This is a genomic window from Cyclobacterium lianum (assembly GCF_900143075.1).
GTDB lineage: Bacteria > Bacteroidota > Bacteroidia > Cytophagales > Cyclobacteriaceae > Cyclobacterium > Cyclobacterium lianum.
Genome location: NZ_FRCY01000008.1, coordinates 78,499 through 97,156 on the forward strand (window position 1 = coordinate 78,499; position 18,658 = coordinate 97,156).

General features: G+C 46.4%; 14 protein-coding genes. 7 read left to right on the top strand and 7 right to left on the bottom strand.

Annotated features, from left to right (window positions below):
* The first annotated feature begins 12 nt into the window (after nucleotides 1–12).
* Entirely contained in the window at nucleotides 13–792 is a 780-nt protein-coding gene (locus BUB19_RS14060) for a class I SAM-dependent methyltransferase (RefSeq protein ID WP_073095206.1), read from the top strand.
* A gap of 130 nt (nucleotides 793–922) precedes the next feature.
* Here the strand turns inward: BUB19_RS14060 and BUB19_RS14065 are convergent, their stop codons facing one another.
* On the bottom strand, nucleotides 923–3,889 hold the full coding sequence (locus BUB19_RS14065; protein WP_073095207.1) for a glycosyltransferase family 117 protein: 2,967 nt from the start codon (nucleotides 3,887–3,889) through the stop codon (nucleotides 923–925).
* Between the two features lie 381 nt (nucleotides 3,890–4,270).
* On the opposite strand from BUB19_RS14065, the gene BUB19_RS14070 reads away from it, so the two are divergent.
* From BUB19_RS14070 to BUB19_RS14095, 6 genes are all read left to right on the top strand, one after another.
* Nucleotides 4,271–5,452 (top strand): NAD(P)-dependent oxidoreductase, encoded by a 1,182-nt coding sequence (locus tag BUB19_RS14070; protein ID WP_073095208.1) that lies wholly within the window; start codon nucleotides 4,271–4,273, stop codon nucleotides 5,450–5,452.
* Between the two features lie 245 nt (nucleotides 5,453–5,697).
* Nucleotides 5,698–6,858: a tetratricopeptide repeat protein gene (locus BUB19_RS14075; RefSeq protein ID WP_394333882.1), complete on the top strand. Its 1,161-nt coding sequence runs from the start codon at nucleotides 5,698–5,700 to the stop codon at nucleotides 6,856–6,858.
* Nucleotides 6,859–7,067: 209 nt separating this feature from the next.
* The gene (locus tag BUB19_RS14080) at nucleotides 7,068–7,550 is read left to right on the top strand and encodes an Lrp/AsnC family transcriptional regulator (RefSeq protein ID WP_073095209.1); all 483 of its coding nucleotides are present in this window, start codon (nucleotides 7,068–7,070) and stop codon (nucleotides 7,548–7,550) included.
* 310 nt (nucleotides 7,551–7,860) lie between these two features.
* Nucleotides 7,861–8,409 (top strand): NUDIX domain-containing protein, encoded by a 549-nt coding sequence (locus BUB19_RS14085; protein WP_073095210.1) that lies wholly within the window; start codon nucleotides 7,861–7,863, stop codon nucleotides 8,407–8,409.
* Nucleotides 8,410–8,412: 3 nt separating this feature from the next.
* The gene (locus BUB19_RS14090; RefSeq protein ID WP_073095211.1) at nucleotides 8,413–9,765 is read left to right on the top strand and encodes an MATE family efflux transporter; all 1,353 of its coding nucleotides are present in this window, start codon (nucleotides 8,413–8,415) and stop codon (nucleotides 9,763–9,765) included.
* 40 nt (nucleotides 9,766–9,805) lie between these two features.
* A complete protein-coding gene (locus tag BUB19_RS14095) occupies nucleotides 9,806–10,537 on the top strand; it encodes an SDR family NAD(P)-dependent oxidoreductase (RefSeq protein WP_073095212.1) in 732 nt (243 codons plus the stop codon).
* On the opposite strand, the gene BUB19_RS14100 is transcribed toward BUB19_RS14095, so the two are convergent.
* The 6 genes from BUB19_RS14100 to sucD all read right to left on the bottom strand — a co-directional run bounded on the left by BUB19_RS14100 (nucleotide 10,524) and on the right by sucD (nucleotide 18,651).
* Nucleotides 10,524–11,027: a SixA phosphatase family protein gene (locus BUB19_RS14100; RefSeq protein WP_073095213.1), complete on the bottom strand. Its 504-nt coding sequence runs from the start codon at nucleotides 11,025–11,027 to the stop codon at nucleotides 10,524–10,526. The genes BUB19_RS14095 and BUB19_RS14100 overlap by 14 nt on opposite strands.
* A 37-nt stretch (nucleotides 11,028–11,064) precedes the next feature.
* Entirely contained in the window at nucleotides 11,065–12,528 is a 1,464-nt protein-coding gene (locus tag BUB19_RS14105) for a PhoPQ-activated pathogenicity-related family protein (RefSeq protein ID WP_073095214.1), read from the bottom strand.
* 48 nt (nucleotides 12,529–12,576) lie between these two features.
* Nucleotides 12,577–14,070, bottom strand: a complete 1,494-nt coding sequence (locus BUB19_RS14110; RefSeq protein ID WP_143156043.1) for a c-type cytochrome domain-containing protein — start codon at nucleotides 14,068–14,070, stop codon at nucleotides 12,577–12,579.
* A gap of 72 nt (nucleotides 14,071–14,142) precedes the next feature.
* Nucleotides 14,143–15,528 carry a DUF1552 domain-containing protein gene (locus tag BUB19_RS14115; protein ID WP_073095215.1) on the bottom strand — a complete coding sequence of 462 codons (1,386 nt, stop codon included), beginning with the start codon at nucleotides 15,526–15,528 and terminating at the stop codon, nucleotides 14,143–14,145.
* 81 nt (nucleotides 15,529–15,609) lie between these two features.
* On the bottom strand, nucleotides 15,610–17,568 hold the full coding sequence (locus tag BUB19_RS14120; RefSeq protein ID WP_073095312.1) for a DUF1592 domain-containing protein: 1,959 nt from the start codon (nucleotides 17,566–17,568) through the stop codon (nucleotides 15,610–15,612).
* A gap of 201 nt (nucleotides 17,569–17,769) precedes the next feature.
* Nucleotides 17,770–18,651, bottom strand: coding sequence for a succinate--CoA ligase subunit alpha (gene sucD / locus BUB19_RS14125; RefSeq protein ID WP_073095216.1), 882 nt, complete (start codon nucleotides 18,649–18,651; stop codon nucleotides 17,770–17,772).
* Nucleotides 18,652–18,658 lie beyond the last annotated feature (7 nt).

The window sequence follows — 18,658 nt, forward strand, 5'->3', positions numbered from 1 at the left end:
ATAAAATTTTGAATGGCTACCTATACAACGGAAATTACTTCCGATAAGTTGATCAGCGATAACCCTATTCATCAACGCCTACTGAAGGCCTACATTGTCGCAAAAGAGTATGTTTTCGGTGATTTACTCGAGATCGGATGTGGTGAAGGTCGGGGAGTAGAGGTGCTTGGTCCCCAGATCGATCACTATCATGGTATAGACAAAATAGGGGATATACTGGAAAGACTCAGACAAAAGCATCCTGAATATGTTTTTGATCAGGTCGTTTTGCCACCCATGCCTGGACTGAAAGACAATGCTTATGATGTGGTGGTCAGCTTTCAGGTGATTGAGCATATACAGGATGACTTGTTGTATTTACGGGAAATTTACAGGGTTTTGAAACCGGGAGGATTCGCCCTCATATCCACACCCAATATCCGCTTTTCGCTTTCCAGAAATCCCTGGCACATCCGGGAGTATACACCCGAACAGCTTCGTGAACGCTGCAGCAGGGTTTTTGACAAAGTAGAAACCAAAGGTATAGGTGGAAATGATAAAGTGTGGCGTTACCATGAGGCAAATAAAATGTCTGTAGAAAAAATCACAAAATGGGATTTCCTCAATTTGCAATTCCGCCTTCCCGCCGGCCTGCTGAAAATCCCCTATGAAATTTTAAACCGCGTCAATCGCAACAAGCTGCACCGCACACAGGGAAAAGAAGTGGAAGATATTCAGCACAAAGACTACCCTTTACTGGAGGATCCGCAGCAGGCACTGGATCTATTTTATGTATTGCACAAAAAAACCTGAGGTTACTGGAATTATGATTACAATCCCCGGTGGCTTTGAATGCTATGTCAGACACCGCTAACAGCAGCGGAATGATCCGAATTTATCTTATAAAGATAAGCCGGTTTACTTTTTCCGCCGGCCTGGCGGTTTATCGTCGCTGCAGCCTTTGGCCCATACTACCAAAGAGTCTTTCAAATTCGCCTTGCAATTGATCGGCTTTGTCCTCAAACCCCTGCTCTCTTAACAAAGGAATGAAATAGCGCAGCATTTCCATCGAAATGGATGCTTCCCTATCCATGGCACGCCCGGTTTCCTCATAAAATTCCAGCATTTCTACAGATCGTACAGACATTTCATCAACGATATGCATGGCCTCATCGTCCATGCCAAGTTCGAAAAGTAGCGGCACTGCCTGTCCACTTGCCAGATCATAGGGTATGGCCCCGTGAGGAAACTTTTCCAGACTCAGCCGCATGATGTCTTCAGCTCTTTGCAAATCTCCTTCGTCTATAAGTGCAATGGTAAGACTGTTCAATACGCTACGGTGATTGGAAGTAAACCTTCTGAACTCATCGTCAAAATAATTGTCCGGATCATTCATGCCTCTGAACGCAAAGTTTTCCGTGACATTGGTATAGGCAAGATCTGTATTGATCAATTCCTCCTGGTTATCGGGTTTTTGAATAGGGAGTAGCCGGTAGGTGAGGCCTTCCATTACCACATGGTCACTGATGTCAAATCCTATTGTGGCCAATGAAGTATTGTTGAAATAAATGGGCCGTTCCCAATTGTTGGTGGCGATCAGGTCGAGCAGCATCAGGTTACCTTTGGTGACATAGTTTCCTTTTAATCTGATATTGATGTCAGGTATCCTCAGGTCCCGAAACTGTTCCGGCACGATATTCAGATTTTCAATTTTTTCCTGATCTATGGACATGGTGAGGGTTCTGGAAGGTACGGTATTGATACTACCAGACCGGCTGGAAGATAGTTTGAGAAGCTCACTGTCACTTTTGAGTAATGTAAGATAGTCGGGAAGAGAAAGGCTATTCAGCCTGTCTGTAACATATAATACGTCATTGGTACCTTTCTTGAAGTTATCGTATTGCAGGCTAAAATCCAGGGCTGCCGATTCATTGACCGGCCGGGTCATCTGCTTGACATACCAGTCGGTATCAAAATAACTCAGTACGATAACCCGTACATCCGTCCTGAAGCCTTCCACTTCCTGAACATACCACAAAGGAAAGGTATCATTGTCTCCTCCTGTAAATAAAATGGCATTGGGTGCGCAGGAGGCTAGAAAATTCCTTGCAGCATCGACCGAGAAATAGCGGTTTGAGCGGTCATGGTCATTCCAGTTTTCGCCGGCCATGAGCAGGGGTACGGGCAATGCAATCAAGGTAGCGAATAGCCCTGTCAGCACCATCCCCTTCTTCATCCGGCCCAACTGCCTGCTGATGGCCATTACACTAAAGCCTATCCAAATAGCAAAAGCATAAAAAGAACCTACGTAAATATAATCCCGTTCACGAGGTTCTACCGGAGGAGAATTCAGATACAACACCAGAACGACTCCCATCATCAAAAAGAGCATCAGCGTGAGCCAGAAAGATTTGGGGTCGTGTTTCGCCTGAAAAAAGATGCCTATCAGCCCCAGAATCAGCGGCAACATCAGGTAATTGTTGTGCCCTTTGTTGTTTTTAATGTATTCGGGAAAGTCGGTACTGAAAGTAGTCCATAGACTTAAAAAGGGCGCATCGCTGAAATCACTTTCACGTCCACTGAAATTCCACATAAAATACCGCCAGTACATGTGACCAAGCTGGTGGTCAAGCATGAAATAGATATTGTCAAAGAAGGTCGGGTCTTCACCGTCCCTAAGGCCCAGTTTGGATTGGTAGATCTGTTGGTGTCTTGGCTGCGTAGAATAAACTCTGGGCAGTATGGTCGTTTTTTCAGGATCGTAGACATTTTCCAGTTGGTAGTCCACGATTTCATATTTTTCCTCTCCCTTTGCGTATATTGGAGCACCTTCAACCTGATCTACTACTTCTGCCGTAAAATATTGCCCGTGCATGAGGGGGCGGTATCCATATTGCTCTCTTTTAAGGTAACTGACGAAGCTGATGATATCTTTTGGGTCATTTTCGTTGATCACAGGTTCGGCATTGGCCCGGATGACGATGAGTGCATAGGACCCATAGCCGATGAGAATGAAAGTGAGACAGACCAGCACGGTATTCAGAACCACTTTCCTTTGCTTTTGGGAGTAAATCAGCGCATAGATCAGGCCACCCAGAAAAATGGCCGAAAAACACACGATGCCTGCACCGAAAGGAAGGCCGAGGCTGTTGACAAAAAATATTTCCATAGTGCCGGCAATGCTCGGCAGGCCGGGGATGATGATATTATTAATGATGACCAATGCTACGCCACCCAGGAGAAAAGCGATAAGCCCTCCTTTAATATTGTGGTTTTTGTACTTTTTAAAATAGACCACCAATGCCAGAGCTGGCAGGGTGACCAGGTTTAACAGGTGAACCCCAATAGAAAGGCCAACGAGGTAAGCAATGAAAATCATGTATTGATTTTCTGCCCGCGGATCTTTGATGACGTCCCATTTGAGAAAAGCCCAAATGACGATGGCTGTAAAAAAAGACGACATGGCATAGACTTCTGCTTCCACAGCAGAAAACCAGAAACTATCCGAAAAGGTGTAGGCGAGTGCACCGATAAGCCCGGCTCCCATCAATTCAAAGGTTTGTGCTTTCGTCGGTTCAGCATCACCCAGGGAGAGCAATTTCCGGCCAAGCAGGGTTATGGTCCAGAACAGGAACAAAATGGTAAAAGCTGAAAACAGGGCACTCCCGGCATTCATCCAATAGGCTATGGAAAGGGGATCCCCAAAAGAGAAAAAGCTAAACATGCGGTAGATCAACAAAAAAAGCGGTGCCCCCGGAGGGTGAGGTACCTGTAGTTTGTAGGCTACGGCAATAAATTCTCCGGGATCCCAGAAGCTGGCAGTTTCTTCAATGGTAAGTAAATAGGTAACGAACGCAATTAAAAAGGCGGTCCAACCCATCATGTTGTTCAACCTGGCATATTTTGGCATGAGATCGGATTATTTTTGAAAAGCGAAATTAAAAAAATTATCAGGAATTATGGTTGAATTAACTTTTTTTAAGCCTTCATCACAGCCTTTTGCCAGCAGGATTCCATTATCCCATCAGCCTGAACGGGATTATTTATTTTTTTTAAAATAATTCTCTTCCGAAGAAAATATTAAAAAATTCCATTTGTAGAAATATTGTAAAATAAAATTGACTAATCAAACGGAAAAATACCGGAGGAAGGGGATTATAGCCTATTCTGTTGGGTACAGGAAAATGCTATTTTAAAATATTTTTTATGTATTTTAAATACAATAAAATGGTTTTTAGATTTTTTTATCTATCTTTACATCGTCTTAACAAAACAGCTCAACATTTTTAATATGAAATCAACAAACGGCAAAAAACTAAGGATCGGTATAGTAGGTACCGGTGGTATCGGCAGAGGGCTGGCAAAATTGATAGCCAGACGGCCTGACATGGTCATTTCCCACATTCTGACCCGAAGAAAAGGTAGCATTGAAGATCTTGGCGTAAGTCAGGATTATCTGACTACCGAACCCGAAAAGTTGTTTGACTCTTCGGATTTAATTGTGGTAAGTACTGGTGATGCGATTTATTCTACCAAAGTGATTGACAAGGCATTCGAATATGGTCTGCCGGTGGTCACGATGGATGCAGACACGCAGGTAGTTACCGGGTCCTGGTTGTCCCGTAGAGGGGTGATTACCGAGGCCAATGGAGATCAGCCGGGCTGTCTGGCTGCCCTGAATAAGGAAATTGTCCAGATGGGATTTGATCCGCTGGTCTATGGAAATATCAAGGGGTTTCTGAACAAGAACCCTTCACTGGAAGACATGTTGTTCTGGGCCCAGAAACAGGGTTATAGTCTGAGTTCGGTGACATCCTTTACTGACGGCACCAAGTTGCAGATAGAGCAGGCCTTGATCGCTAACGGGTTGGGGCTCGATATTGTCCAGCAAGGTTTGGTTGGCTACGAAACTTCTGATTTTGAAAAGGGGGCCTTTGCGCTGGCAGAAATTGCCAAAGGAGAAAACAAGGTTATCAGCGATTATATCATTTCCAGGGAATCGCCTCCCGGTGTGTTTATCGCAGCTACCCATCAGGAGGATCTTGCTGCCGAACTGAAAACCTACAAAATGGGGGATGGACCATTCTACTTGTTATATAAGCCCATGCATCTCTGCTTTTTTGAGATCCCGAACAGCATTTTGAACCTGGTAAATCATGGCGAGATATTATTGGACAATGGAAAAGTGCCCACTGTAAGTGTAGGAGCGATAGCCAAAAAAGACCTTTCACAGGGCTCGGTCATTGATAAGGGTATTGGTGGGATGGAAGTAAGGGGAGAAGCATTGAGAATTGAAGATAGCATGAACCATGTGCCGATAGGCTTGCTCAGTAATGCGGAGCTGAAGAGAAATATTGAACAAGGAGAATTGATCACTTTTGACGATATCCACATACCGGATTCCCTGGCATTGACCGCCTGGAAAAGCACGATAACAGACCTCTCCCCTAAAAAGGAGTCGGTAAGAAGGTAAGCTGTTAATTTTTTTATCTTATTGCTGTTTACAGATCCATTGGCCGGAGCTGCATTTCATGTGGTTTTGGTCTAATGGGTCTGTTTTTTAGTTAATTGCGCAAATGCAATAAAATATTAAATTTCACACCGCGTTAGAAATTAATTGTAGAACAATGTTGTTTGTTTTTCGTGGAATAATTTTGATCTGACGAATAATTGAATTTGAAAAATAGAACGATAATATTTCTGATTGCCTGCTGGGTATTGTTTGTTCCCGTCGCGAAAACCCTGGCGCAGATGGAGGCCGTGACGCAAATTGGAGAGACGGAAAGTAAATATTTACTGCTGGACAAGGGACTTCAATTTCGCATCACTGACGCGGTCAATAGCATGTACAATTTTGATTTTGAAAATGCTGAACGCGGGTTTCAGGTCATGCGGTACACCTATCCGGATCATCCGCTGCCGTACTTTCTCATGGGGCTTAGTCAATGGTGGAAGATAGCTGTTGCTACAGAGAATGAATCTCACGATGCTCTTTTTCTTCGGTATATGGACATCACCATTGAAAAGGCGGAGGCCATATTAGACCGCGAGCCGGACAATAAGGAGGCAGCTTTTTTTCTTGCCGGAGCCTATGGGTTTCAGGGTCGTCTTCATAGTGAAAGAAAGAATTGGACCAGTGCGGCTTTTGCGGGGAAAAACGCACTGAATTACATGGAAATGAGTAGGGGAGAGGAAGAATTGAATCCAGAGTTACTCCTGGGCGATGCCCTGTTCAATTATTTCTCGGTCTGGATACCGGAAAATTATCCCATGCTCCGGCCTGTGATGTTGTTTTTTCCCAGGGGCGATCAACAACTGGGGCTACAACAGCTTCAGGAGGTGGCAGAAAATTCTTTTTACGCCAGGGTGGAGGCCCAATATTTTCTTTTCAGGCTCTACGCCTCTGAGGAGAAAAAGCCATTTAAGGCTTTGGAAATTACCTCCTATTTACACGAAAAGTATCCCAATAACCCATATTTTCACCGGTTTTTTGCCCGGCAATTGTATGCAGTAGGCAGGGGAAAGGAAGCCATGGAAGTTTCTCTGGAAATTCTCCGCCGGATCGAGGAGGGCTGGACCGGATATGAGGCCAATAGCGGTCGGTATGCCTCTTTTTTTGCTGCTCAATATCTCGATAGGATGGGACAGTATGAAGGGGCCAAAAAACATTACATGCAAACGGTAGCCTTCGGAGAGGAACTGGAGTCTCAGGAAAGCGGCTACTACCTTTTTGCGCTTTTACAGCTAGGTAAAATCAATTTAGGACAAGGCAACCGCGCTGAAGCACGGCGATATTTTGAGTCGGTGAAAAATCATGCCAAAAGAAAGCACCCGGCCCATAAGGAGGCCAGAACTTTTTTAAAAGAGAATAAACTTTGATAGCCACTAAACTGTTATTGAAGGCTTTATTCAGCAGGAAGTGTATCTTTTCTCAGTATCTACAAAAAATAAGAGCAATTATTTTAATTAATTTGACAAATTTGTAACAATATTTCGCCCACGCCTGCGTTTTTTTCGTAAATGTCTTTAAAATAAATATAAATTAGATTACCTTTGTACCACATATAATTCGGTAAATTCTTTACAGTATGGATAATAGCATAAAAGTGAAATTTGACAAAATCGACCGTAAAATTTTAGAAATCCTTCAGGCGAATGCAAAAATTACCAATGCACAGCTTTCAAAAGATATAGGTTTGTCTCCTGCACCAACTCTGGAAAGGGTCAAGAAATTGGAGCAATCAGGCATCATCAAAAGCTATCACGCCAAATTGGATCCCGAAAAAATAGGTTTGGGTGTGAGTACATTCGTCCTTGTCGGTCTGATTGGACACAACAAATCCAATATAGATGCATTCATGAAGGAAATCGACCAGATTCCCGAAGTGATCGAATGCCATCACATCACAGGAACCGGAGATTTTATCCTGAAGATCATTTCCAAGGATATCAATTCCTATCAAAAACTGATGTTGGAAAAAGTCAGCGAAATTAAAGAAGTAGATTCCATGCAGTCTATGGTTATTCTCTCTACCTTCAAAGATAGCAAAGTACTGCCCATTCCGGCATAAACACATCGATTCAATTCAATTCCTTTGAAGGGTGGCTTGATGTCACCCTTTTTTTATGAGGCAATCGAATCCGCGGCTTTCGCGTAACATAGCTTGTATCCGGGAAAGGTTTGTTGGCATAATGGATTTTTACTAATCAAAATTGGCCTGCTACACCCTTGCTCTGGTACAGCTGTTACAAGGCAGGTAGCAGGCCGGTGATACATTGAATGAAGATGATCAACTCCGCCAGATCCTTCCTGAAGATCAGTACAACCATGTCACCATAAGGTCTGAGAGAATAGGACCAAATTGAAACCATTGAAAAAACATGAAAAATCCCTGGACGAAACTTTCAGAAAAAGAGGTGTATGACAATCCCTGGATAAGGGTAGAAGAACATCAGGTGATCAGTCCCAGGCAAACAAAGGGCATTTATGGGAAAGTTTGTTTTAAAAACATGGCCATAGGTATCGTTCCGCTGGACGATGAACGGCATACCTGGCTGGTGGGGCAGTACCGCTATACGCTGGACGAGTATTCCTGGGAGATACCAATGGGGGGAGGGCCGCAGGGACTGAGCGCTCTGGAAAGTGCCAGGCGGGAACTCAAAGAGGAAACAGGCCTGTCGGCAAAGAAGTGGACCGAAATCATGAAAATCCACACCTCAAATTCTGTCACCGATGAAGTGGGTTATGTGTATGTCGCAGAGGACCTGCAAGCCGGGCAGCCCGAATTTGACGATACGGAGGATCTGCAGATCTGGCGCCTTCCGTTCAGCGAGGCGCTGGAAATGGTGATGGCCGGCCGGATTACAGACGCGATCAGCATTGCAGCCATTTTAAAAACTGCAGCTATTTTGAAAGACCTACAGCCCTGAGGCATGGATTGGAAAGGATTTAACGCAGATTTCAATTTTACTTTCAGGCTGGCCTGTCCGGTGATGCTGAGTCAACTGGGGCAGGTGATGGTGGGTGTGGCAGACAATGTTATGGTAGGCCGGCTAGGCGCCACTCCTCTGGCTGCCGCATCACTCGCCAACAGCATATTTTTCCTGATCCTTATGTTTGGAATCGGGATTTCCATGGCCGTAACGCCTATGGTAGCTGCAGCAGATGGTGAAGGTAAAAAGGGGAAAATCGGACGCCTGCTGGGCCATGGATTTGTCATTAACGGTGCCTCCGGATTCGTGCTGTTTCTCCTTGTACTCGGGCTTTCTCAGGGATTGAAGTGGTTAAATCAACCGGAAGAAGTGGTGAGACTTGCAATTCCCTACCTGCTGATCATTACCTTTTCTCTGGTACCCTTCATGTTTTTTCAGACCTATAAGCAGTTCATTGAGGGACTTTCCCAAACCCGGCAAGCCATGTACATCACTGTTGCTTTTAATTTGTTTAATATTATATTAAACTGGCTGCTGATTTACGGCAATTGGGGATTTCCGGAGCTGGGATTAAATGGAGCCGGATGGGCCACTCTGATCGCACGGATCCTGATGGCATGGGCGATTTATCTTTACGTTACCCGCTCGAAGCGGTATGCAAAATTTTTGCGTAGTTTTAGCTTTAAAACCATTCGCCTATCCATTTTGAAAAAAATGCTTCGCATAGGAGTGCCCACGGGCTTACAATTTGTATTTGAAGTGGGGGCCTTCAGCACTGCAGCAATCATGATGGGCTGGATCGGTGTCAATGCGCTTGCTGCACACCAGATCGCAATTAACCTCGCTTCTATCAGCTACATGATGGCCTCCGGTCTTTCTGCAGCCGCAATGGTAAGGGTGGGCAATCAGTTGGGTAAAAGAGACATTTCCAAACTAAGAGCCGTTGGCTTTTCGATTTTTGCCATGGTGGCTGTTTTTATGCTTTTCTTCGCCCTCGTATTTTTGCTAAGCAGAAATTATTTGCCGCTACTATATATTGACGACCGGCAGGTAGTAGAAATGGCAGCCAGTCTCCTGGTGGTCGCTGCCTTTTTTCAGCTTTCTGACGGCCTCCAGGTGGTGGGACTGGGCGCTCTGCGTGGCCTATCGGACGTTAAAGTGCCCACCCTGGTAACGCTGGTGGCCTACTGGGTGATCGGTCTTCCCCTTGGCTATTTTCTGGCTTTCATGCTCGGTTGGCAGGAGATGGGAATATGGATTGGCTTGCTGACCGGTTTGACATTGACGGCTATCATGTTGATTTATAGATTTCATGCCTTAAGTTTGCACTTGCACCAGGTATCGAAGCGATAACGGGCCCACCTATTGTATGGTCCTTAATTATAGATTTGCTATGAATTACAAAAACTGTTACATCATCACAGGAGCCAGTAAAGGCCTCGGAAAGGCCCTGACCGATCTGCTCCGCTCTGACAAAGACAATCTGGTGATCGGAATCGCCAGATCCTCACTGAAATCGCAGGGGAATTTTACCGGCCTGAGTATGGATCTGAGCGATACCAGAGGGCTAATCGAACGGATGGACCAGATATTGCCGGAGGGCCCCTTCGACAAGGTGGTTTTGGTAAATAATGCAGGTTGGATCGGAGAAATCGCCCATACCGGGCACCTTTCCCCGGAATCCATCCAGACGATTTATCAGGTAAATGTGATTGCACCGGCAATCTTAATGAACGCGTTTATGCGTCAGTATGATGGATATAATGGAGAAAGAATAATTGTCAATGTCAGTTCGGGTGCGGCAAGAAAAATTACTGATGGGTGGTCTGGCTATAGTGCATCCAAGGCAGCGCTAAATCAAATGACGGCCGTTGCGCAGCATGAGGCGGATTTAAAAAACAGGGGATTTCGCCTGTTTGCGCTTTCACCGGGTATCATTGATACACCTATGCAGGAAGCCATACGGTCGGCACCTGAAGAAGGCTTCAGCAGCCTTGCCAAATTTAAATCTTTCAAATCAGAGGGAGCACTCAGTACCCCGGAGGAAATCGCCAAAAAAGTAGCTTATCTGATTGCAAATCCCGGGCACTTTACCGGCGTATTGCAAGACGTCAGAGAATTTTAGGTGATTGGTTTTTTGGAAAGTCATAGAACCAGAACGAGGCATTTTCCGGGGAAATAGCTGTCCACTGGTCGGTGGTAAAAGTGAAACCAAATACGGCAGCGGTGGGTAGACTATCCAGCGGTTCGCCCAGGTAGTTGATCAGGTCTGTAAAGCCCGGATTATGGCCAAAGATAAAAAGGCTTTTGACCCGATTGTCCTGCTTGCGAAGCAATTGCAGGATTTCCCGAACCGAGGCATGATAAAGTTCGGGTGTCTTTTCAAACCACACATCCTCCTTGCTGAATTCATCCTGGTAAATCTCTGCCGTCTGTAAGGCCCGTTTTGCATTAGAGGAGACGATTTTGTTGGGAAAGATATGGTTGGTTTTCAGTCTTTTGGCCATGACCGGGGCATCCCTTAACCCCCTTTGGGCCAGTGGTCTTTCCCGGTCACTTAACCAGGGCTGGTCCCAGGACGATTTGGCATGCCTGCAGATCAGTAATTTTTTCATTTTTTTGTCTTTCTGCTTTCACACTAGAGGAATAATTTCAGTCCTTGGGGCTTCCTTGGGGCGTTTCGGGAACAAAAGGTGGATGAGGATAGGTTTCTGGGAGGACTTTTATCCCGCTGGTAAACTTCAGGGGGCTTTCACCTGAATAGGTCAGCTCCACGAAGTGTCCGCGCCAGCCCTTTTCAGGCGCTTCGATGGGGATGGTGTAATTACCGTCAGGAGATACCGGCAGGTTGCTGGCCGTCCAGGCGGGGCCCAATTCGTCGATTCTAAAATCCCGACCCGACTCGTTGGTAGCTGTCCAAAGCTTAATGGATACAGGTGGGTTTTCCGGGTCAACGCGAAGATTGATGACTTCCTCTGAAATTTCCCATTGATAGTCCGGTCGTTTCTTTTTCCCGATAATATGGTCATAAAAGCCCAGTAGAATCTTTGCGGCATCGGTATTGTCCAGGGAGTGCCCCGTGTTGGGAATATATGCCAGGTGTTTTTCTCCTGGGAGCTCATCCCAGTAAAACTTCCAACTGTCGGGAAGAAAAAACTGATCACCGGAAGCATTGATAAGCAATTTTGGTATTTCAGCGTAGACCTCCAGAAAATTATAGGGTTCAACAATTTGGGTCAGGCGGTCGAATTCCCGGCTGTCCATCCAGTTAAAAATTCCCTCCCGGGAGTAATCGTCTACAGCCGGAGCCCAGAAACCGTAAGTTTGCCAATGGTGCCGGAAAGATGGCGTGAGATTCAACATGTCAATGACCAGGGGAGCCATGCCTACTACACGATCATCTACCGCTGCGGTTGTCCAGGTGGTCCAGCCTCGTTTGGAAGCACCCGCCACAACATATTTTTCCAATGTAATGTCCAGTTCCTTTTTGCTAAATGCCACTACTGCATCCATTGCCGATACCACTGCCTTCGTCATGGGAAACCGTGCCAGCCAGATGGCAGCATCGTCCGTTGCGCCCCGCTCCAGAAATTCTCTCCATCCGTAGGCAATCAAGCCATCTTCAGTTCTTCTTTTCAGGCTGTCACCTACATATCTCAGTGGCTGATAAGGGATATTGTGCACTTTAATGGCTGGAGACCCGGTAGCCTGCGCAGCTTGCAAGATCAGCTCATCTGGTTTTTCCGGCATTTTAGACCCGCTGCTACCGCCCGAGATCATCAGCAGGGAGGTATCGTGTTGCAGGCTATCCGGAATGACAAAGGAGACCCAGTGCCACCAGGTCGTAGAATCGACCTCGGCCCCGGTAAGCCATTTTTGGGAAACCATTTTCAGCACATAGTAGGAATATCCCCGTCCTTTGGAGGAATGAACCAGCTCATAGTCAAATACATCTTGCCTTTCAGCTACATATGCTCTTAGCAAGTCCAGTCCCCTGACTGATGAGCGGGTGTTCTCATTTGTTTCAGCCGGATTGCATTGAGAGAAAAAAAAGAGTCCAAGCATACACAGCAGGTGTAGCCTGTTCGAAAGAAGGTGGAAGGGGTTGTGGCGCATAATCGTTCGTTTACAATAACATTACCGGTGGATAAAGAAAAAGGACCATCAATAATAGGGACCCTCTTCCATAATGACTGCGATATCAGGTTTGTGTTTCCGAAAAGCTTCGACAATTTCCTGTTTCAATGGGGTCCCAAAGAGATATACCTTTTTTAGATTTTGATAAGACAGGAGATGCAGCAGATGCGCATCTTCCAACGGAGTAAACGACAGGTTTAATGTTTCCAGGTGTGGAAGATCTTTTAGATAGGGCAGGCCTTCTCCGGTGAGGGCAGTTTTCTGCAACACCAGCTCTCTAAGCTCGGTCATTTTTCCCAGATAAAACAGATCGTCATCTACAATATCAGTGGAGGCAAGGGAAACTTTAGAAAAGTACGGAAAGTATGCCGTATATGCCTTCAATTGCTCCGTGCCAAAGGGAGCTGGAGGGAATTTCATTTTCAGGCCAAAGTACTTGTTATTCATTTGCTTGTCCGGCGCAATTGATACACCTTGCCCTGTTGCAATCGTCTCCAACGCTTGCTGTGCTGCCTCAAACGCAGCCTTATCTTCCAGTATTTTGTATTGGGCGCGTAGTATCGCCGGCATCATTTGTTCCAGACTGGCTTGCATATTTGCATCGTCCACCTCTCCTTTTTTTACCTGAGGATCGGCGCCATTGGCTATCCATAAGGCCAGAAGTTCATGCTCCTCTGCAGTTAGCCCCGGCTTGCCCTCGGGCGGCATGCGGTCATCATGTCCCTCAGGAAGTCTGACCCGGACCATCAATTCACTTTCATCGGGATTGCCGGGTACCACGGCCTGCTTGCCACTTTTACCCTCAGACAGCAGGGCCTCATAGCTGTCCAGAAGCAGATCTCCTTTGGATTTGTTTTCATTATGGCAATTGACGCACTTGGATTCCAGGACTGTGGCCACAATATCTGCGTACAGCAGCATTTCTTCCGGATCTTTTTGTTCTATTTCAGCGGGAAAGATCCCCGCCAACGGTTCGGAGAGGTAATCTTCTCCATGGGTCAGGGATCCACCCATGTGGCTGGTATAGGCCAGTGATAAATTGGTCAGCGCCAGAAAGGAAAAAAAAACCGGTCCATTTGCCTTGTTTTTACTCTTTGCCCATTCGTATAGTAGGAAACAGACCGTAATAGCTCCTCCGGTAAGCAGGGCGCCGTAAAAGTGATTTCTGGCCAGGGCGCCGGAGTAGGCATCAGAAATATACAGCAGGTATCCCGCCAGTATAGCTACCAGCGTGAAAAATACGGTACTGCCAAATAAGGATCTGATGATTATGGGTTTTTCGAATAGTGGATTGAGTCTCCCCAGAAGAACGAATGCAGTGGTGAGTAGGATAAGTACTATGGGGAAATGCAGGATTAACGGATGAAAGCGACCAAGAAAAACAAGCACGGCACTTTGCGTGGCAGTCTCAGCTGGCAGGAGCAACAATGTCAGATAAACGGCGATAGGCAGGGATAGCAAGCCTGTTTTAGCAAATTTGCTTCGTCTCCGTGCCTGGCTGGGGGGATTGTATTCGTGCATAAATTTCCTGATAGCAGGAAGGATCATTCCTGAAAATAAGTGCTAAGAAAATAAGTAAGAAAACGGCAATACTCAATTCATGATCGGATGCAATACTCCGGTACTATCCGCAAAATGATCTATTTCTATTCCCGCTGTCTGCATCCAGGAGGTGTACAGGTTGGCCAGTGGTGTATTTTCTTCAAAAATAAGGTTTTGACCGGATTTAATTTTACCGCCACCGTGGCCTCCCAGGATGACAGGCAGATCTCGGGGGGAGTGCCTGTTGCCATCCCTAAGCCCTGATGCAAACATGACCAATGAATTGTCCAGCAGCGTGCCGTCACCCTCTTTGATAGATTTCAATTTATCCAGGAAGTAGGCATATTGTTCCAGATGCCACTTGGTAATTCGGTCATATTGCTCCATTTTATCGGGGTGGTTCATATGGTGTGAGATGGAATGGTGGGCACCATTGACCCCGTCCAGAAAGGAAAAATTTCTGTTGCTTACCGAATTGCCAAACATAAAGGTAGCCACCCTGCTGGCATCGCTCCAGAGCGCCAGCGCCATGATGTCAAACATCAGCCTGGTTTTTTCTGTGACATCTACCCCTGCATACACCTCTACATACTCATCGATATTTTGATTTACCCGCACAAGTTCCTTTTGAATATCCGGGGTGATTTTACTTGCAAAATCCTTGATATTGGATTGGTTGTTGATTCTTTTTTCTATAGACCGTATTGATTCCAGGTATTCTTCCAGTTTGTCCTGGTCGGATCGACCGAGGTTATTTTTGAGTGTCTTCGCATCTGAAAGTACAGCGTCCAGGATGCTGCTCTTGTGCGGGTTTTCTACTGCTTGCCTGCCAGGTACAAAGGATTTGAAAAGCCTGTCGAAGGCCAGCCGGGGGTCAATTTCCTTAGACAGCGGGGTAGTTGGGTTTTTCCAGGAGATACTGCTGGCGTACAGGCGGGTAAATCCCACATTGATGTCCACTCCGGTCTGGATTCGATCCAGGCCATATTCCAGAGAAGGAAAAAGGGTTTGATTTTTATAGTGGTTGGCAAGCAACTGATCTACTGAGATGCCACCGCTATTGATATTATCACCAGCTGTTTTTTGAATCGGCATGCAGGTAAGCAGATTTGCCGTTTTCGCATAATGCCCGTCTGCTCCCTGGAAAATGGCATTTTTGTTCATCAGTTGACCGAGCACCAGAATATCATCCTTCAAATGGCTCAGGGGAGCCAGCGTTGGCGAAAGCTGAAAGTTTCTGCCGCTACCTTCGGGCGTCCAGCGCCCGGGATGCACACCATTGGGCATAAACATAAAAGCAGACCGAAGGGGAAAGCCGTCTTTGCTGTAATTGTTCAGACTGAGGGGGGAGGCCATGGCTTCCAAAAATGGAAGTGCGATGGCAGCACCAACTCCCTTTAACATTTTTCTTCTCGAAATTTGCCACTTTTTATTCATGGATACTATCGTTTTTCTGATACCATTGGCATGCTGCGTTTGTCGTTGCGCAACCGGTCAAACCAGTGATCTTCAGCTAATTTAATCTATTTCATTAACTTTTTTCTGAAAATCTTTTATTTTCATACGGAAAGGATAACTTTTTACCAGCTCAGCGATGAATAAATCCGGGTTAAAGTCATTTTCCATTAGCACATCAGACAGCTCTCTGACGGCCATTTCGTCGGTGAAGGTAATGCTCCGCCCAATAGCGAAGGAAAGCGACTTTTGAGAAATATTTCTGGCAAATTTCTCTTTTTCTTCCAGTAGCAAGCGCTTCAATTCTGCTGGTCCTTCAAACGTTTCTCCAGTGGCCAGCACACCTGAAGGGTCTATGGGGACATTTCCATAGCTTTCTCTCCATTTGCCATCAGCCCCGAAGTTTTCCAGACCAAGTCCAAGAGGATCCATTTTTTCGTGGCAGGATTGGCAGGCTGGATCCGAACGGTGCCGTTCCAGCAGTGCCTTTAGTCCGAGGTCTTTGTGCAAGCCTTCGTCTTCCGGTAGCTCGGCCACATCCGGTGGCGGAGGTGGGGGAGAGGTACCCAGAATTTCTTCCAATACCCACTTGCCCCTCAATACAGGGCTGGTGCGCGTGGGAAGGGAGGTCACTGCCTGTACACTTCCCATGCCCAGTAGCCCACCTCTTACAGGTGTGGCAAGGGCTACCTTTCTGAAATCCTCGCCTTCTACCCCGTCTATTCCATAATAACCCGCTAATTCTTCATTCAAAAAGGAATAATTACTTGAAATCAGATCGAGAAAATTCTTCCTTTCGGTAAGCACATGGTGGAAGAAAGCGGTGGTTTCCCGGAACATGGCTTCCCTGATGTCCTGGGTGAACTGGGGAAACCGGGCCAGTTCAGCCAATGGAGCATTGGGGTCTTTCAGTTTGTTGATTCCCAGCCATTGGCTGACGAACGACTCAGAAAACCGAAGCGATTTTGGGTCTTCCAGCATCCTGCTGACCTGCTGCTCCAGCACGCCTTCGTCCTGAAGCTTTCCCTGAACGGCCAGTTGGAACAACTCATCGTCGGGCATGCTGCACCACAAGAAAAAGGACAGCCTGCTGGCGAGTTCAAAATCGCTTAACGGGACCGGGTCATTGACCACTGGCTCCTCTTCCATTTTGTACAGAAAGGAAGGGGAAATCAAAATGGCTTTAAATACTTCGGCCACAGACTTGTTAAACCGTTGAGGATTGGGATCATCGGGCATGCTTTGGTATACTTTTTCAAAGAGCGCCATAAAGTTTTCCTTTTCCTCCACCTTGATCAATCTCCTGAAGGCCTTACCCGCAAAGGGGTAAATCACCGATTCTGCTGCAGCTTCAGGAGGATTTATGGGTTTGAAATCTGCACTAAATTTTGGCAGGAGCCAATTCAGAAAGCGTTGCCAGAGCTTTTGGTGGTATTGGATGGGTACCAGCTGCTGCCATTTTTCCGGATCTGCGTAGAGCTTCGTTACAATTTCTTCGGCGGCATCATAATACCTCTCCATCTTGAGCGGGGTAAAAAACAAGGAGCCTCCCTGATTGTCAAAACCACCACCGCCCGAACCGTCCGCAGGAAATCGGTTTGCGGCGTCATAGGAGATGCCGGTGAGGTCAAGCACGGTATAATGGTATTCTGTATGGCTTAATCTCCGGATGATAACTTTCCCGGGGGTCTTTTTTTCCAGCGACTTGATCAGGATGCCATTGATGCCATCGACCAATACATGGTAGTCTTCCTCGTTCAGGGAGGGTTTGTTAGAGGGCGGCATTTCCTTGGTCCTGACCATGTCTACTACTTTGAGCCAAAGTTGACCTTCTTTGATGATCCGGCCTTCTTCTTCGTAGCGTTCCAGGTTTACACCGCCCTTGGGATTGCCCACATTGTGGCAGTTATAACAATGTTTCCGGAGTACAGGGATGATGTCCTGGGTATAGTCGAGGGTCTCCTGTGCCATCGTCGGATGGAGTGCAAATAAAGAAAAAAGGAGGAAGATACATGCTTTCATCGCAGGCATACAGGTTATTTGGTGTTATTCTGTCAGAAGGAATGAAAGTAAAAGAAAAATTTCGGCTTTTGCAATAGCCTTTTGATGGATGGTGATCGGGATGCCCAAATGCGAGGCTGGGGGTACAACAAAAAAAGGAAACCCTTAGGTCTCCTTTCTCGTGTGAATTTATTTTACCCAATCGGCGGGGTTGTTTTTTTTTCAGGCATCCACGCCGAGCGCTTTGGCCATGACTTCTCCGATTTCGGCGGGAGACTCTGCTACATAGATGCCATTTTCTTTCATGATACGCATTTTCGCGATAGCGGTATCATCCTTACCACCAATGATGGCGCCTGCATGGCCCATGCGACGGCCTGCCGGTGCAGTCTGCCCGGCAATAAAACCAACTACAGGCTTTTTATTTCCGTTTTCCTTGATCCATTTTGCCGCTTCAGCTTCGTAATTTCCGCCGATTTCACCGATCATGACGATGGCATCTGTCTCCGGATCCTCCATCAGCATTTGCACCGCCTCCCTGGTAGAAGTCCCGATGATGGGGTCACCACCGATGCCTATAGCAGTAGAAACACCCAGTCCAGCTTTGGTGATCTGGTCTGCCGCTTCATATGTAAGCGTTCCGGATTTGGACACCACACCTACTCTGCCGGGCTTGAACACAAACCCAGGCATGATGCCTACTTTTGCTTCGCCAGGAGTGATGACACCAGGGCAATTCGGACCGATCAATGTGGCTCCTTTTTGTTTGACGAAGGGTTTGGCCTTCATCATGTCCTTTACGGGTATACCTTCAGTTATGGTAATGATGGTCTTAATCCCGGCATCTGCTGCCTCCATGATGGCATCCGCTGCAAACGCCGGAGGTACAAAAATAATGGTGGTGTCCGCACCTTTGGACTTGACGGCATCTTCTACAGTATTGAATACAGGCTTCCCAAGGTGGGTGGTACCTCCTTTACCCGGCGTAACGCCACCCACTACATTGGTGCCGTACTCTATCATCTGCTGGGCATGAAATGATCCCTCGGTGCCGGTAAAACCCTGAACAATTACTTTAGAATGTTTATTTACCATTACGCTCATATATCTA

What these genes read in the sequence shown, in the direction of transcription:
- sucD (WP_073095216.1), bottom strand. Translation starts at nt 18,651, where the DNA reads ATGAGCGTAATGGTAAATAAACATTCTAAAGTAATTGTTCAGGGTTTT.
- BUB19_RS14120 (WP_073095312.1), bottom strand. Translation starts at nt 17,568, where the DNA reads ATGAAAGCATGTATCTTCCTCCTTTTTTCTTTATTTGCACTCCATCCG.
- BUB19_RS14105 (WP_073095214.1), bottom strand. Translation starts at nt 12,528, where the DNA reads ATGCGCCACAACCCCTTCCACCTTCTTTCGAACAGGCTACACCTGCTG.
- BUB19_RS14080 (WP_073095209.1), top strand. Translation starts at nt 7,068, where the DNA reads ATGGATAATAGCATAAAAGTGAAATTTGACAAAATCGACCGTAAAATT.
- BUB19_RS14070 (WP_073095208.1), top strand. Translation starts at nt 4,271, where the DNA reads ATGAAATCAACAAACGGCAAAAAACTAAGGATCGGTATAGTAGGTACC.
- BUB19_RS14110 (WP_143156043.1), bottom strand. Translation starts at nt 14,070, where the DNA reads ATGCACGAATACAATCCCCCCAGCCAGGCACGGAGACGAAGCAAATTT.
- BUB19_RS14100 (WP_073095213.1), bottom strand. Translation starts at nt 11,027, where the DNA reads ATGAAAAAATTACTGATCTGCAGGCATGCCAAATCGTCCTGGGACCAG.
- BUB19_RS14085 (WP_073095210.1), top strand. Translation starts at nt 7,861, where the DNA reads ATGAAAAATCCCTGGACGAAACTTTCAGAAAAAGAGGTGTATGACAAT.
- BUB19_RS14115 (WP_073095215.1), bottom strand. Translation starts at nt 15,528, where the DNA reads ATGAATAAAAAGTGGCAAATTTCGAGAAGAAAAATGTTAAAGGGAGTT.
- BUB19_RS14090 (WP_073095211.1), top strand. Translation starts at nt 8,413, where the DNA reads ATGGATTGGAAAGGATTTAACGCAGATTTCAATTTTACTTTCAGGCTG.
- BUB19_RS14095 (WP_073095212.1), top strand. Translation starts at nt 9,806, where the DNA reads ATGAATTACAAAAACTGTTACATCATCACAGGAGCCAGTAAAGGCCTC.
- BUB19_RS14065 (WP_073095207.1), bottom strand. Translation starts at nt 3,889, where the DNA reads ATGCCAAAATATGCCAGGTTGAACAACATGATGGGTTGGACCGCCTTT.
- BUB19_RS14060 (WP_073095206.1), top strand. Translation starts at nt 13, where the DNA reads ATGGCTACCTATACAACGGAAATTACTTCCGATAAGTTGATCAGCGAT.